Source organism: Achromobacter sp. MUI-25009338 (assembly GCF_057359325.1).
The window spans coordinates 5,827,165-5,841,115 of sequence record NZ_CM170627.1 but is presented as its reverse complement, the minus strand read 5'-3'; the positions used below and the strand labels follow the sequence as shown (position 1 = coordinate 5,841,115).

Here is a 13,951-nt window from a genome sequence, read left to right as displayed (position 1 = left end):
GTCGCTCTTATTCAAACCTCGATTCTACCTTGCCTGGGCTGGGGTTATCCACAGGGCGCGCCATAAGTGTGCGCAGGGCGCACGCTTAACTGTTTGACAAGACAGGGAAAACTTGCTGAAATGGTGGGCTTTTCCGAATTCTGTCTGTCAGAAGGTTTCACAGCGAGCGTGACCGTTTGCAGGAAAGGACAGGGCTTGCGCGGGTTTGAGACTTGCGCTTTGGCCGGGCCATTGGCCTATCCACCTGGCTTTTCAGCACGGCAGCCGCTAATAGGTCGCCTGGGAATTTTCCCGGTCAGAGCCCCGTCTGCAGGTTGTTTTTTGCCGATGTTGCAAAAATGCCCGCCAGATACCCGCTACCTGAATACGCGACCAGGAACCCTCCGGGCAGGTCCCTTCTGACTTTTGTTCTTTTTGTGGATCGTCCATGAAACGTACCTACCAACCTTCCGTTACCCGTCGCAAGCGCACCCATGGTTTCCGCGTGCGTATGAAGACCCGCGCTGGCCGCGCCATCCTGAGCGCTCGCCGCGCCAAGGGCCGCAAGCGTCTGGCCGTCTAAGTCCGTGTCTTCCGGTCCTGCCGGAAACCTGACGCCCGATCCGCAGTCCATGCCGCGCGCCACGCTTCCCCCGGAGGCGCGGCTGCATCGCCCCTCCGAGTTCGCCGCCGCCCTCAAAGGCCGGCGTCTTGCCCGAGGGGCTTTCTTCATTGTGAGCGCCGCTCCCAATGAGTTGCCCGCCGGCCAGGAAGCCTGCGCCCGCCTGGGCCTGGTGATCGCCAAGCGCTTTGCCGCGCACGCCAGCACCCGCAACGCCTTGAAGCGGGTCATCCGCGAGGCGTTCCGCCATCGGCGCCTGGAGCTGCCCGCGCGCGACTACGTCGTGCGGCTGCACAGCAAGGTCGCGCCCGCCACGCTCACCGCGCTGAAACGCAGTGCGCGAGCCGAAGTGGACGCTCACTTTGGACGCATCGCGCGATGACCGGGCGCAGCCGCAGGCTGGGGGCCGCTTTACTCATTGCCCCGATCCGGTTCTACAGGTTCTTCCTGAGTCCCTGGATCGGACGGCAGTGCCGCTTTACCCCGACCTGCTCGGCCTATGCGATCGAGGCGATCGAGCGCCACGGCGCCGGCCGCGGCTTCTGGCTCGCGCTGCGGCGCATCGGCCGCTGCCACCCGTGGTCGCCGGGCGGCCTGGACCCGGTTCCGCCGGCCAAGGGAACCAATGGCGCCCCGCGCTGTTCCCACAGCCACCGCATCGAGCATGATTGACGCTAAACTGGCGGGCTTTGCTGGCCCGTATTCACTTCAGTAGGCACCATGGATATCCGACGAACCGTCCTCTGGATGATTTTTTCCTTCTCGCTGTTGCTCCTATGGAACAACTGGCAGATCCATAACGGCAAGCCGTCGCTGTTCGGGGGCCCGACGCCCACGGCCAGCACGAGCGACCCGCAGGCTGCGGCCAACAACCAGGCTTCGAACGCCACGCCCTCGGTGCCCAGCGCGCCCGCGGCGGCTCCCGCCTCGGCCGTTCCCGGCGCCTCCGCCCCCGCGGCCGCCGCGCGCTCGGAAGAAGTCGTCATCACCACCGACGTGCTGCGCCTGACGTTCGACACCATGGGCGCCCAGCTGGTGCGCGCCGAGCTGCTGAAGTACCCGGCCACCGGCCAGCCCGACAAGCCCACGGTGCTGCTGGACCGCTCCGCCGGCCTGAACTACGTGGTGCAGACCGGCGTGGTCGGCGCGCCCAACGGCCAGAGCTTCCCCACCCACCAGACGCCGTTCCGGGTCGTGTCGTCCGAGCGCCAGCTGACCGGCGACAGCCTGGTCGTCGCCTTCGAGGGCGAGTCCGGCGGCGTCAAGGTCACCAAGACCTTCACGCTGCACCGCGGCCGCTACGACATCGACGTGCGCCACGATCTGGCCAACACCGGCTCCGCCGCCGTGACGCCCTCGCTGTACCTGCAGCTCGAGCGCGACGGCAACGACCCGGCCGACACCTCCAGCTTCTATCACACCTTCACCGGCTTCGCGGTCTATTCCGAGCAGGACAAGTTCCAGAAAGCCACCTTCAGCGACATCGAGAAGAAGAAGGCCAGCTACATCAAGCAGGCGGACAACGGCTGGATCGCCGTGGTGCAGCACTATTTCGCCACCGCCTGGGTGCCGCCGCAGGGCAAGCCGCGCACCAACGAACTGCTGGAAGTGCAGAAGAACCTGTACGCCGCCCGCAGCATCGAAGCCGTCGGCGAAGTCGCCCCGGGCGCTTCCGCGCGCGTCGATTCGCACCTGTGGGTCGGCCCGCAGGACCAGAAGGCCATGGCGGCGCTCGCCCCCGGCCTGGAACTGGTGGTCGACTACGGCTGGCTGACCATCATCGCCAAGCCGCTGTTCAAGCTGATGACCTGGCTGCACTCCATCCTGGGCAACTGGGGCTGGACCATCGTGGCGCTGACCGTGCTGATCAAGGCCGTGTTCTACCCGCTGGCCGCCGCCAGCTACCGCTCCATGGCCCGCATGAAGCAGGTGGCTCCGCGCCTGCAGGCGCTGAAGGAAAAGTACGGCGACGACAAGCAGAAGCTCAACGCCGCCATGATGGAGATGTACCGCACCGAGAAGATCAACCCGCTGGGCGGGTGCCTGCCGATGGTGGTGCAGATCCCGGTGTTCATCTCGCTGTACTGGGTGCTGCTGGCCAGCGTGGAAATGCGCGGCGCGCCGTGGATTCTGTGGGTCCACGACCTGTCGATCCGCGACCCGTTCTTCATTCTGCCCGCCATCATGATGGCCACCATGTTCCTGCAGATCAAGCTGAACCCCACGCCGCCGGACCCCGTGCAGGCCAAGGTCATGATGATCATGCCGCTGGTGTTCGGCGGAATGATGTTCTTCTTCCCGGCCGGTCTGGTGCTGTACTGGTGCGTCAACAACATCCTGTCGATCGCGCAGCAGTGGTCCATCACCCGCGCCATCCAGCGCAAGGCGGAGGCGGCGGCGAACCGCTGATCTTCCCCTGCAAGCGAAAACCGGCCCCGTCATCGGGGCCGGTTTTTTTTTCGTCCGCGCTGGCCCCTGTACGATAGTTATTATTTATCAAGCCAGCTATTGCAATCAACTTCACAACATCATGCAGGCCACCTATGATGGGCAGGCGTCGGGTCCCGGCCGGCCCGTGCATCAACTCAAGGAGCGTGCAATGAACGACAAGAAGCATCTGACCACCGCCTCCGGGGCGCCCGTGGCGGACAACAACAACACCATGACGGCGGGCCCCCGCGGCCCGGCGCTGTTGCAGGACTTCTGGCTGATCGAAAAGCTCGCCCACTTCGACCGCGAGCGCATCCCTGAACGGGTGGTGCACGCCAAGGGCTCGGGCGCCTACGGCACCTTCACCGTCACCCACGACATCACGCGCTACACCCGCGCCAGCCTCTTTTCCCAGGTCGGCAAGCAGACGCCCCTGTTCCTGCGCTTTTCCACGGTGGCCGGCGAACGCGGCGCGGCCGACGCCGAACGCGACGTGCGCGGCTTCGCCATCAAGTTCTACACCGACGAAGGCAACTGGGACCTGGTGGGCAACAACACCCCCGTGTTCTTCATCCGCGACCCGCTGAAATTCCCCGATTTCATCCACACGCAGAAACGCGACCCCAAGACCAACCTGCGCAGCGCCACGGCCGCCTGGGATTTCTGGTCGCTCAATCCCGAATCGCTGCACCAGGTCACCACCCTGATGAGCGACCGCGGCATTCCGGCCAACCTGCGCCAGCAGCACGGTTTCGGCTCGCACACGTTCAGCTTCATCAACAAGGACGGCGAACGCTTCTACGTGAAATTCCACTTCAAGTCGCAGCAGGGCATCGCCTGTCTGACCGACGAAGAAGCGGCCCAGGTCGTGGCCCACGACCGCGAAAGCTCGCAGCGCGACCTCTTCGACAACATCGAGCAGGGCAACTTCCCGAAGTGGACGCTGAAGGTGCAGATCATGCCCGAGGCCGAAGCCGCGACCTACCACATCAACCCCTTCGACCTGACCAAGGTCTGGCCGCATGGCGACTACCCGCTGATCGAGGTCGGGGTGCTGGAGCTGAACAAGAACCCGGAAAACTACTTCGCCGAAGTGGAGCAGGCCGCCTTCACGCCGGCCAACGTGGTGCCCGGCATCGGCTTCTCGCCGGACAAGATGCTGCAGGGCCGGCTGTTCTCGTATGGCGACACGCACCGCTACCGCCTGGGCATCAACCATCACCAGATTCCGGTGAACGCGCCGCGCTGCCCCTTCCACAGCTTCCACCGCGACGGCGCCGGACGCGTGGACGGCAACGCCGGCGGCACCCTGAACTACGAGCCCAACAGCTTCGGCGAATGGAAGGAAACCCCGTCCGCCGCCGAGCCGCCGCTGCCGCTGGACGGCCAGGCCGCGGCGCGCTGGAACCACCGCGTGGACGATGACTACTATTCGCAGCCGGGCGCGCTGTTCCGCCTGATGACGCCGGCCCAGCAGGAACTGCTCTTCGGCAACATCGGCCGCCACATGGCCGGCGTGCCCGAGGAAATCCAGCGCCGCCAGCTGGAGCACTTCCGCAAGGCCGATCCGGCCTACGCGGCCGGCGTGGCCAAGGCGCTGGGGCTGAAGCTGTAATTCCCAGCGCCGGCAGCAAAGGCGGCCCTTGCGGGCCGCCTTTTTCATTGCCGCTCGCGACCGCTCAGCGCTGCATGCCCCAGCGCCTGACCGTCAGGCGCTCCAGCGTGTCGAATCCCAGGTTTTCCACAAGCAGGCCGATGATGACGACGGCCGCCAGCCCGGCGAACACGCGGTCTGTGTACAACTCGTTGCGGTTCTGGAAGATGTACCAGCCCAGGCCGCCCTTGCCGCTGGACGCGCCGAACACCAGCTCGGCCGCGATCAGGGTGCGCCAGGCGAAGGCCCAGCCGATGCGCAGCCCCGCCAGGATGGCGGGCAGCGCCGCCGGCACCAGGATCCGCAGCACGTAGCGCAGGCCGCCCAGGCCGTAGTTGCGCCCCGCCATGCGCAGCGTCTCGGACACGCCCAGAAAGCCCGCATACATGTTCAGGGCCAGCGCCCACAGCACGGAATGGATCAGCACGAACACCAGGCTGCCCGTCCCCAGGCCGAACCACAGCAGCGCCAGCGGCAGGAGCGCGATGGCCGGCAGCGGATTGAACATGGCGGTCAGGGTCGACAGCAGGTCGCGCCCGAAGCGCGTCGAGACGGCCAGCGTGGTCAGCACGAAAGCCAGGGCCACGCCGGCCGCGTAGCCCTGCACCAGCACCTGCAGCGACTGCGCGGCGCGCGCCGGCAGTTCGCCGCCGGCCAGGCCCTGCGCGAAGGCCCGCGCCGTCTGCAGGGCGCCGGGCAGCAGCAGCTCGTTGTCGGTATAGCGCGCGGCCAGCTCCCAGATGCCGGCCAGCAGCGCCAGGATGGCCAGCTTGCGCAGGCCGGCATGCTGCCACAGGCGTTCATGCCAGGGCAGCGGCGTTTCCGCGGCCTGCGCCGGCAGCGGCGGCAACGCGTATTCGATCTCGGGCCGGATCGGGACCGGCCCGGCATGGACGTGATTCATGCTTGCTCCTCAGGCCGCGGCCCGCTGGGCCGGCTGCGGCGCCGGCTCGAACAACAGGTCGTGGATGCGCCGGGCGGCCGCCTGGAAGGCCGCCGATCCCTGGCTGTGCAGGCCGAAGGCATGCGCGTTCAGCTCGGCCCGCACCCGGCCCGGATGCGGCGACAGCAACAGTATGCGGCTGCCCAGCACCAGGGCCTCTTCGATGGAATGGGTGACGAACAGCAGCGTGAACCGCACCTCTTCCCACAGCGCCATCAGCTCTTCCTGCATGCGCCGGCGCGTGAGCGCGTCCAGCGCGGCGAAGGGTTCGTCCATCAGCAGCACGCGCGGCTGCATGGCCAGGGCGCGGGCGATGGCCACGCGCTGCTTCATGCCGCCCGACAGCGTGTGCGGATAGGCGTCGGCGAAGGCGGACAGGCCCACTTTTTCCAGATAATGCATGGCGCGTTCGTCGGCTTCGCGCCGCCCCAGCCTGCGCGCGGCCAGCAGCGGGAACGCGACGTTCTGGCGTAGGGTCTTCCAGGGCGGCAGCTGGTCGAATTCCTGGAACACCACGATGCGGTCCGGCCCCGGGCCGCGCACGGCCTGGCCGTCGATCTCGATGCGCCCTTCGGTGGGCGGGATGAACCCCGCGATGGCCTTGAGCAGGGTCGACTTGCCGCAACCCGACGCCCCCAGCAGGATCGTGCGCTCGCCCTCGTGCACCGAGAAACTGGCCTGGTGCGTGGCGCGCACCCGCCGATCGCGCGTCTTGTATTCGATCGACACCTTATCCACAAGCAGCAGGGGCGCGGGCTTGTCAGGCTTATCCACAGGCGTGGCGGCGGTCAGGCCCATATCAGCTGCCTTGCGCCGTGAGCGGATCGTCGAAGAAATAATCCTGCCAGCTCGCCGGCGCGTTCTTGATCGCGCCCACCTTGTGCATGAACTCGGCCAGTGCATAGGTGTTCTGCGGCGCCAGCTTGAACTGCACGTCCGGATTCTTGATGACCCCGATCAGAAAGCCGCGGTCCAGCTTGGCGCCGGTGACGCGCAGGTAGGTGTCGGCGGCCTGTTCCGGATGGGCGGCGGCGAAGGCGGCCGCTTCCTGCAAGGCGGCCTGGAACGCCTTGTAGGTCTTGGGATTTTCCTTGCGGAATTTTTCCGTCGCGAACAGCACGGTGGAGGAACTGGGCCCGCCCAGCACGTCGTACGATTTGAGGACGATGCGCGCCTTGGGGTTTTCGGCCAGCTCCTGTTCCTGGAACGGCGGATTGCCGAAATGCGCCGTGATCTCGGTGCCGCCGGCGATGATGGCGGCCGCGGCGTCCGGATGCGGCAGGGCCACCGACAGCTTGTCCAGCTTGTTGTACTGCGCATCGCCCCACAGCTTGGCCGAGGCCAGCTGCAGCACGCGCGACTGCACCGAGACGCCCACCGAGGGCACGGCGATGCGGTCCTTGTCGGTGAAATCCGCGATCGTCTTCACGTCCGGATTGTTGCTGACCAGGTAATAGGGAAAGTTGCCCAGCGAGGCCACGCCCTTGACGTTCTGCTTGCCGCGCGTGCGGTCCCAGATCGTCAAAAGCGGCCCGACGCCGGCCCCCGCGATATCCACAGCCCCCGACAGCAGCGCGTCATTGACCGCCGAGCCGCCGGACAGCTTGGCCCATTCGACCGAGATGTCCAGGCCTTCGGCCTTGCCGTGCTTCTCGATCAGTTGCTGGTCGCGGGCCACGTTGAGCAGCAGGTACACGATGCCGTACTGCTCGGCGATACGGATGCGGCCTTCGGCCAGCGCCGGCGTCGGCGAGGCGAGCGCCAGCACGGCCAGCGCCAGCGCAAGGCCCGCGCCGGTGGCGGCGCGGATGAAGCGGTCCCTCAGGTTGGAAGAAAAATGCATGGCGTTCCTTGTGGATAAATCGTGGGGCGGGCGCGGGCGCCGGTTTTCAGAACGGCGTATCGCCTTCGATGGTGGTGCGGTACAGCTTGCGGCGCAGGTGGTCCGGCGTGCCGGCGGCCAGGTGGATCAGCGAGCGGTTGTCCCAGAACACCAGGTCGTGGGGCCGCCATTGGTGGCGGTAGATGTGTTCGGGCCGGATGCTGTGGGCGAACAGCTCGTCCAGGATCTGGCGGCTCTCGTCCTCGGGCAGGCCTTCGATGCGGGTGGTGAAGCCTTCGCTGACGAATAGCGCGCGGCGGCCCGATTCGGGATGCGTGCGCACCACGGGATGAACGACTTCCTGCACCTGCGCCAGCTGCTGCGCGCTCAGGTTGGGACGCCAGGCGCCTTCCTTCTGCAGCTGCCCGTACTTGGCCAGGTAGGAATGCACGGCGCGCCTGCCTTGCACGGCATCGCGCAGCGCGGCGGGCAGCGTGTCGTAGGCCAGGTGCATGTTGGCGAAAAGCGTGTCGCCGCCCTGCGCCGGCAGTTCCTGCGCATGCAGCAGCGAGCCCAGGCTGGGCAGCGCCTTGTACGAGATGTCCGAATGCCAGTACTTGCCGGCGTCGCCCAGGCCCACCGGCTTGCCGTTTTCCACGATGTTGGACACGACCAGGATCTCCGGATGTCCGGGCAGGTGGAATTGGTGCAGCACGTGGATCATCAGGCGGCCGAAGCGGCGGCTGAAATCGATGTGCTGCTGCGGCGTGATGCGCTGGTCGTGGAACACCAACAGATGGTGGTCCAGATGGGCCCGGTGCACCCGGGCGAAATCGGCCGCGTCGAGTTCCTGCGACAGGTCGATGCCGACGATTTCGGCGCCCATCGCGCGCGCCAGCGGGCGGATTTCGAAATCCTGGGGGGCGGGGGCGCCGGCGTAACGCGGCGCGGTTTGCGCTTCGGGCAGGCGCAGCGCGTTGCTCTGGGACATGGGTCGCTCCTTGCGGTTGGGCCGCCGGCCGGGCCGGCATTGGAGCGATCCATTATGAAAAGCCGGCAGCCCGGCACCAACGAATTATTCGGCCTTTGTTCAAGCCGCTCCGGCATAAAGGGGACTGTGCCGGCCTGTGGATAAACCTATGGATAAACCTGGAGACAAGCCCGGGAAAAGCGGTGAATAGCCGGTGGATACCCAGGGGATATCCCGGTGGATAGCCGGTGGAAAGCCAGTGGACAGGCGGTGCACAACCCGGCCCGCGCATGGAAAAAGGCGCGGACCCCGACGGTTCCGCGCCTTTTAAATCAATGACTTGCGTATATCAGGGGGCGGCCAGGAAGGTCTGAGCCAGTTTCACCCAGTAAGTCGCGCCCACCGGCAGCAGGGCGTCGTTGAAGTCGTAATTCGGGTTGTGCAGCTGGCACGGCCCCATGCCGTGATAGGTTTCCAGCCGGTGCCCGCCGTCGCCGTTGCCCAGGAACAGGTAGGCGCCCGGCACCGCCTCCAGGAAGAAGGAAAAGTCCTCGGCGCCCATGAAGGGCGGCATGTCCCGCAGCACCTGGTCGGCGCCGAACACGTCTTCGGCCACCTGGGCGGCGAAGGCCGTTTCCTTTTCCCAGTTCACCAGCGGCGGATAGGCCCGCACGAAGTCCAGTTCGCCCGTGCCGCCGTATACCTGGGGCAGCGTGGTGGCGATGCGGCGCATATCGGATTCGATCTTGTCCAGCGCCTCCACCGTATAGGTGCGCACGGTGCCGCGCAGCACGGCCTCGCCGGGAATCACGTTGTAGGCGTCGCCGGCGTGGATCTGCGTGATCGACAGCACCGCCTGGTCCAGCGGATTCTTGCTGCGCGAGATCACCGTCTGCAGCGCATGCACCATGTCGGCCGCCACCACGATGGGATCGACCGAGGCGTGCGGCTGCGCCGCGTGGCCGCCCACGCCCTTGATGACGATGTCCCAGCGGTTGCTGGAAGCCATGGTCGGCCCGGCGCGGAACCCGAACTGGTTGACCGGCATGCCCGGCATGTTGTGGATGCCGAACACCGCGTCGCACGGAAAGCGGTCGAACAGGCCATCCTCCATCATGGCGCGCGCGCCGGCGTTGCCGCCTTCCTCGGCCGGCTGGAAGATGAACACGATGGTGCCGTCGAAGTCGCGATGCCTGGCCAGATACTGCGCCGCGCCCAGCAGCATGGTGGTGTGGCCGTCATGGCCGCAGCCGTGCATGCGCCCGCTGATGGTGGACTTGTGCGCGAAGCGGTTGTGCTCGGGCATGGGCAGGGCGTCCATGTCGGCGCGCAGCCCGATGGTTTTCTTGCCGCTGCCGGCGCGCAGCACGCCCACCACGCCGGTTTTCCCCAGCCCGGTGTGGACTTCCAGCCCCCACTCCCGCAGGCGTTCGGCCACCAGCGTGGAGGTGCGCGTTTCCTGGAAGGCGAGTTCGGGATGGGCGTGGATATCGCGGCGCAGCGCGGTCAGCTCGCCGTGCACGCGTTCGATTTCGGCTATGGTTTTCATGGCTGTGGATAAACGGTAGGAGTGTGGATAGGCGTTTTTTCTAGGCCGCGTCGTTCAAATGGCAGGCGCTGAGCTGGCCCGGCGCGACTTCCTTCAGCAGCGGCCGCTCGGCGGTGCAGCGCGGCATGGCGTGCGGACAGCGCGGATGGAAGGCGCAGCCGCTCGGCGGGTCCAGCGGCGAAGGCAGTTCGCCCTTGATCGGCTGGTACGTGCGCCGCCCCGGCTGCAGCGTCGGCAGTTCTTTCAGCAGGGCCTGGGTGTACGGATGGTTGGCGCGCCGGAAAACGGTGTCGGTGGGCGCCAGCTCCACCACGCGGCCCAGGTACATGATAGCCACGCGGTCTGAAATATGGCTGACCACGCTCAGGTTGTGGCTGATGAAAAGATAGGTCAGGTCCAGGTCGGCGCGCAATTGTTCGAACAGATTAAGCACCTGGGCCTGGATCGATACGTCCAGCGCCGCGACCGCCTCGTCGCACACGATGACCGAAGGCTTGAGCGCCAGCGCCCGCGCAATACCTATGCGCTGCCTCTGGCCGCCCGAGAATTGATGGGGATAACGCTGTGCAAAACTCGCGTCCAGGCCCACCTGGCGCATCAGCCCCGCCACGTACTCGGCCTTGTCGCGCGAGCGCACCAGGCCGTGCGCCACCGGCGCCTCGCCGATGATCTCGCGCACCCGCATGCGCGGATTCAGCGAGGCGTAGGGGTCCTGGAAAATCATCTGCACGCCCAGCTCGTACGCCTTGCGCGCCGGGCCCGCCAGGTCCTGCACCGGCTTGCCCTGGTAATGCACCTCGCCGGCCGTCGGCGGCAGGATGCCGCAGACCACGCGGCCCAGCGTGGATTTTCCACAGCCCGACTCGCCCACGATGCCGATGACCTCGCCGGGCATCACGTCCAGGTCCACGCCGGCCACCGCGTGCACGACCTGCGTCTTCAGGCCCGCGCCCAGCAGATTGGCGATGCGGCCGGCCAGGTCCACGCGCTGCACGAAGCGCAGCTCGACCTGGCGCAGGGACAGGATGGGGCGGGAATCGGCGGCGTTCATTGGATGTCGGGGCCTCCTGCATGCCAGCAGCGCACCCATTGCGCCGGACGGACTTCCACGGGCTGCGGCTCGACCAGACAGGCGTCGGTGGCGCGCGGGCAGCGCCCCCGGAACGCGCAGCCCGCCGGCAGGTTGAGCAGCGACGGCGTCATGCCGGGAATCGGCACCAGCGGCTTGCCGCGAGATTGCGGCGTGGGAATCGAGGCGATCAGGCCATGCGTGTAGGGATGCATGGGATGGCTGATCACGGCCTCGGTGCTGCCGGTTTCGACCACGCGGCCCGCGTACATCACGGCCACGCGGTCGGCCAGCCCGGCCACCACCGCCAGGTCATGCGTGATCCAGATCAGGCCGGTGCCGGTCTCGCGGCACAGCTTCTGCACTTCGAACAGGATCTGCCCCTGTATGGTCACGTCCAGGGCCGTGGTCGGCTCGTCGGCGATGATCAGGCGCGGCGAATTCAGCAGCGCGATCGCGATCGCCACGCGCTGGCGCATGCCGCCGGACAACTGGTGCGGATAGCTGCGCAGCCGCTCCTGCGGAGACGGAATGCCGACCATCGCCAGCGTCTGCAGGGCGCGCTGGCGCGCCTGTTCGCGCGTGGCCGGGCCGTGCGCCTGCACCGCCTCTATCATCTGCGTGTCCACGCGCAGCACCGGGTTCAGCGTCATCATCGGGTCCTGGAAGATCATCGCGATCTCCTGGCCGCGCAGCTGCCGCCAGCGCGCCGGCGTGGCGCCGCGCAGGTCTTCCCCGTTCAGCCTCAGCTCTCCGTCGACGATGCGGCCCGGCGGGTCCAGCAGCCCCATCAGCGAAAAGCCGGTAATGCTCTTGCCGGAGCCGGACTCGCCCACCAGCCCCAGGATCTCGCCTTCGGCCAGATGCAGGTCCACGCCGTCGACCGCCTTCACCACGCCGGCGCGCGTGAAGAAATGCGTCTTCAGCCCGCGCACTTCCAGGATGGAGCGCGGCGCGGCGGACGGGTTTTCCACAGGCTGGGTCTGCATCGCGGCGCCCCTCAATTCGCGTGGCGCGGGTTGAGCACGTCGCGCAGGTGATCGCCCACCAGATTGATGGCGATGATGGCCAGCGCCAGCGCGATGCCGGGAAAGAACGAGATCCAGTACTGGCCCGACAGCAGGTATTCGAAGCCGTTGTAGATCAGCATGCCCAGCGACGGCTCGGTCACCGGCACCCCCACGCCCAGGAACGACAGCGTGGCTTCCAGCGCGATGGCGTGCGCCAGGTCTATGGTGGCGATCACGATCAAGGGCGGCATGCAATTGGGCAGCACGTGGCGAAACAGCACCCGTCCCCATGACAAGGACATGCAGCGCGCCGCCTCCACGTATTCCTTGCCGCGCTCGACCAGCGCCGCGCCGCGCGCCGCGCGCGCGAAATACGCCCACTGCACCACGATGAGCGCGATGATCACCTTGTCCACACCCTTGCCCAGGATCGCCAGCAGCATCAGCGCCACCAGGATGGCCGGAAACGACAACTGGATATCCACAATGCGCATCAGCAAGGCGTCGATTCGGCCGCCGAAATAGGCCGCCACCAGGCCCACGGTGGCGCCGATGCCGAAGGCGGCCAGCACCGACACCGTGGCCACCAGCAGGCTGGTGCGCATGCCGTACAGGATCGCCGACAGCAGGTCGCGCGCCTGGCCGTCGGTGCCCAGCCAGTAGCGCATGCTGGCGTCGCCGCTTTCGCTGCCCGGCGGGAGCTTGGAATCCATGATGTCCAGCATCGCCAGGTCGTACGGATTCTGCGGCGCGATCCACGGCGCCAGCAGCGCGGCGCCCACGATCAACACCAGCATCGCCAGGCCCAGCGTGGCCAGCTTGCTGGCGAAGAAATCGCCCAGGAAGCGGCGCCAGGGCGTCTGTTCCCGGACCGGTTGCGCGGTCGCGGCGGCGGGGGCGGAGACGGGCGTGGTCATCGGCGGCTATCCAGTCGTACGCGGGGGTCCAGCACCGTATAGATGATGTCCACCACCAGGTTCAGCATGACCAGGAAAAACACGATCAGCAGCAAGTAGGCCACCACCACCGGACGGTCCAGGTTGATGATGGAATCGATCAGCAGCTTGCCCATGCCGGGCCAGGAAAACACCGTCTCGGTCACCACCGCGAACGCCATCACCTGCCCGAACTCCAGGCCCGCGACCGTCACCACCGGAATCAGGATGTTCTTGAGCAGATGCACGCCCAGCACTCGCTTTTCCGACAGTCCCTTGGCGCGCGCGAACTTGATGTAGTCCATCGGCAGCGCCTCGCGCGTGGCCGCGCGCGTCACGCGGATGATCATGGCGCACTTGGCGAACGCAATGGTGGCGGCCGGCAGCGCCAGGCTGAGCCAGCCGTCGAAAGTCAGCACGCTAAGCTGCAGGGCGCCGATGCTGACGGTCTGCCCGCGCCCGCCGGCCGGCAGCCAGCCCAGCATGACGGCGAACACCATGATGAGCATCAGCCCCACCCAGAAGTTGGGCAGCGAAAAGCCCAGCACCGAGCCCGTCATGATGGCCCGCGATCCGGGCGCCTCCGGCCTGAGGCCGGCGCGTATGCCCAGCGGCACGCCGATCAGCACCGACATCAGCATGGCCACACAGGCCAGCTCCACCGTGGCCGGCATGCGCTCCAGGATCAGCCGCATGGCCGGCTCGCCGGTCAGGAAACTGTTGCCGAAGTCGCCGCGCACCGCCTGGCCCATGAAGATCAGGTACTGCCGCCACAACGGCAGGTCCAGGCCCAGCGAGGCTCGCACCGCGGCGCGCTGCGCCTCGGTGGCTTCCGGGCTGGCCAGCATCGAGACCGGGTCGCCCACCATGTATATGCCGGCGAAGACCAGCGCCGACATGACGAACATGACGACGATGGTCTGCAGCAGCCTTCTTACGATCGTGGCCAGCACGTGGCGTTATCCGCG

The 13,951-nt window shown here is 66.9% G+C and carries 14 protein-coding genes; 5 read left to right on the top strand and 9 right to left on the bottom strand.

What is annotated here, in order from left to right:
• The first annotated feature begins 427 nt into the window (after nucleotides 1-427).
• From rpmH to AC1IQ6_RS27635, 5 genes are all read left to right on the top strand, one after another.
• Nucleotides 428-562 carry a 50S ribosomal protein L34 gene (rpmH, locus tag AC1IQ6_RS27655; RefSeq protein ID WP_006228069.1) on the top strand — a complete coding sequence of 45 codons (135 nt, stop codon included), beginning with the start codon at nucleotides 428-430 and terminating at the stop codon, nucleotides 560-562.
• A gap of 49 nt (nucleotides 563-611) precedes the next feature.
• On the top strand, nucleotides 612-983 hold the full coding sequence (locus AC1IQ6_RS27650) for a ribonuclease P protein component (protein ID WP_102774967.1): 372 nt from the start codon (nucleotides 612-614) through the stop codon (nucleotides 981-983).
• Nucleotides 980-1,273, top strand: a complete 294-nt coding sequence (yidD, locus tag AC1IQ6_RS27645) for a membrane protein insertion efficiency factor YidD (RefSeq protein ID WP_102774968.1) — start codon at nucleotides 980-982, stop codon at nucleotides 1,271-1,273. The genes AC1IQ6_RS27650 and yidD overlap by 4 nt, the downstream gene beginning before the upstream one ends.
• 48 nt (nucleotides 1,274-1,321) lie before the next feature.
• The gene (gene yidC, locus AC1IQ6_RS27640; protein ID WP_479730715.1) at nucleotides 1,322-3,010 is read left to right on the top strand and encodes a membrane protein insertase YidC; all 1,689 of its coding nucleotides are present in this window, start codon (nucleotides 1,322-1,324) and stop codon (nucleotides 3,008-3,010) included.
• Nucleotides 3,011-3,200: 190 nt separating this feature from the next.
• Nucleotides 3,201-4,646 (top strand): catalase, encoded by a 1,446-nt coding sequence (locus tag AC1IQ6_RS27635; protein ID WP_479730714.1) that lies wholly within the window; start codon nucleotides 3,201-3,203, stop codon nucleotides 4,644-4,646.
• 64 nt (nucleotides 4,647-4,710) lie between these two features.
• On the opposite strand, the gene AC1IQ6_RS27630 is transcribed toward AC1IQ6_RS27635, so the two are convergent.
• The 9 genes from AC1IQ6_RS27630 to AC1IQ6_RS27590 form a co-directional block, all read right to left on the bottom strand.
• On the bottom strand, nucleotides 4,711-5,589 hold the full coding sequence (locus tag AC1IQ6_RS27630; RefSeq protein WP_485865607.1) for an ABC transporter permease: 879 nt from the start codon (nucleotides 5,587-5,589) through the stop codon (nucleotides 4,711-4,713).
• A gap of 9 nt (nucleotides 5,590-5,598) precedes the next feature.
• Nucleotides 5,599-6,426 carry an ABC transporter ATP-binding protein gene (locus AC1IQ6_RS27625; protein ID WP_102774972.1) on the bottom strand — a complete coding sequence of 276 codons (828 nt, stop codon included), beginning with the start codon at nucleotides 6,424-6,426 and terminating at the stop codon, nucleotides 5,599-5,601.
• A 1-nt stretch (nucleotide 6,427) separates the two neighbouring features.
• Nucleotides 6,428-7,471 (bottom strand): ABC transporter substrate-binding protein, encoded by a 1,044-nt coding sequence (locus AC1IQ6_RS27620; protein WP_102774973.1) that lies wholly within the window; start codon nucleotides 7,469-7,471, stop codon nucleotides 6,428-6,430.
• A gap of 46 nt (nucleotides 7,472-7,517) precedes the next feature.
• Nucleotides 7,518-8,441 (bottom strand): TauD/TfdA dioxygenase family protein, encoded by a 924-nt coding sequence (locus tag AC1IQ6_RS27615; RefSeq protein WP_485865606.1) that lies wholly within the window; start codon nucleotides 8,439-8,441, stop codon nucleotides 7,518-7,520.
• A gap of 328 nt (nucleotides 8,442-8,769) precedes the next feature.
• Entirely contained in the window at nucleotides 8,770-9,969 is a 1,200-nt protein-coding gene (locus AC1IQ6_RS27610; protein ID WP_102774975.1) for a M20 aminoacylase family protein, read from the bottom strand.
• A gap of 40 nt (nucleotides 9,970-10,009) precedes the next feature.
• Nucleotides 10,010-11,020 carry an ABC transporter ATP-binding protein gene (locus tag AC1IQ6_RS27605; protein ID WP_209166007.1) on the bottom strand — a complete coding sequence of 337 codons (1,011 nt, stop codon included), beginning with the start codon at nucleotides 11,018-11,020 and terminating at the stop codon, nucleotides 10,010-10,012.
• Nucleotides 11,017-12,027 carry an ABC transporter ATP-binding protein gene (locus tag AC1IQ6_RS27600; protein WP_479730711.1) on the bottom strand — a complete coding sequence of 337 codons (1,011 nt, stop codon included), beginning with the start codon at nucleotides 12,025-12,027 and terminating at the stop codon, nucleotides 11,017-11,019. The genes AC1IQ6_RS27605 and AC1IQ6_RS27600 overlap by 4 nt, the downstream gene beginning before the upstream one ends.
• Nucleotides 12,028-12,038: 11 nt before the next feature.
• Nucleotides 12,039-12,965 carry an ABC transporter permease gene (locus AC1IQ6_RS27595; protein WP_102774978.1) on the bottom strand — a complete coding sequence of 309 codons (927 nt, stop codon included), beginning with the start codon at nucleotides 12,963-12,965 and terminating at the stop codon, nucleotides 12,039-12,041.
• Nucleotides 12,962-13,936: an ABC transporter permease gene (locus AC1IQ6_RS27590; RefSeq protein ID WP_111826281.1), complete on the bottom strand. Its 975-nt coding sequence runs from the start codon at nucleotides 13,934-13,936 to the stop codon at nucleotides 12,962-12,964. Before AC1IQ6_RS27590 ends, AC1IQ6_RS27595 begins: the two co-directional genes overlap by 4 nt.
• Nucleotides 13,937-13,951 lie beyond the last annotated feature (15 nt).

Bases quoted from the DNA above. Each gene is read 5' to 3' on its own strand.
- rpmH (WP_006228069.1), top strand. From the start codon at position 428: ATGAAACGTACCTACCAACCTTCCGTTACCCGTCGCAAGCGCACCCAT.
- AC1IQ6_RS27650 (WP_102774967.1), top strand. From the start codon at position 612: ATGCCGCGCGCCACGCTTCCCCCGGAGGCGCGGCTGCATCGCCCCTCC.
- yidD (WP_102774968.1), top strand. From the start codon at position 980: ATGACCGGGCGCAGCCGCAGGCTGGGGGCCGCTTTACTCATTGCCCCG.
- yidC (WP_479730715.1), top strand. From the start codon at position 1,322: ATGGATATCCGACGAACCGTCCTCTGGATGATTTTTTCCTTCTCGCTG.
- AC1IQ6_RS27635 (WP_479730714.1), top strand. From the start codon at position 3,201: ATGAACGACAAGAAGCATCTGACCACCGCCTCCGGGGCGCCCGTGGCG.
- AC1IQ6_RS27630 (WP_485865607.1), bottom strand. From the start codon at position 5,589: ATGAATCACGTCCATGCCGGGCCGGTCCCGATCCGGCCCGAGATCGAA.
- AC1IQ6_RS27625 (WP_102774972.1), bottom strand. From the start codon at position 6,426: ATGGGCCTGACCGCCGCCACGCCTGTGGATAAGCCTGACAAGCCCGCG.
- AC1IQ6_RS27620 (WP_102774973.1), bottom strand. From the start codon at position 7,471: ATGCATTTTTCTTCCAACCTGAGGGACCGCTTCATCCGCGCCGCCACC.
- AC1IQ6_RS27615 (WP_485865606.1), bottom strand. From the start codon at position 8,441: ATGTCCCAGAGCAACGCGCTGCGCCTGCCCGAAGCGCAAACCGCGCCG.
- AC1IQ6_RS27610 (WP_102774975.1), bottom strand. From the start codon at position 9,969: ATGAAAACCATAGCCGAAATCGAACGCGTGCACGGCGAGCTGACCGCG.
- AC1IQ6_RS27605 (WP_209166007.1), bottom strand. From the start codon at position 11,020: ATGAACGCCGCCGATTCCCGCCCCATCCTGTCCCTGCGCCAGGTCGAG.
- AC1IQ6_RS27600 (WP_479730711.1), bottom strand. From the start codon at position 12,027: ATGCAGACCCAGCCTGTGGAAAACCCGTCCGCCGCGCCGCGCTCCATC.
- AC1IQ6_RS27595 (WP_102774978.1), bottom strand. From the start codon at position 12,965: ATGACCACGCCCGTCTCCGCCCCCGCCGCCGCGACCGCGCAACCGGTC.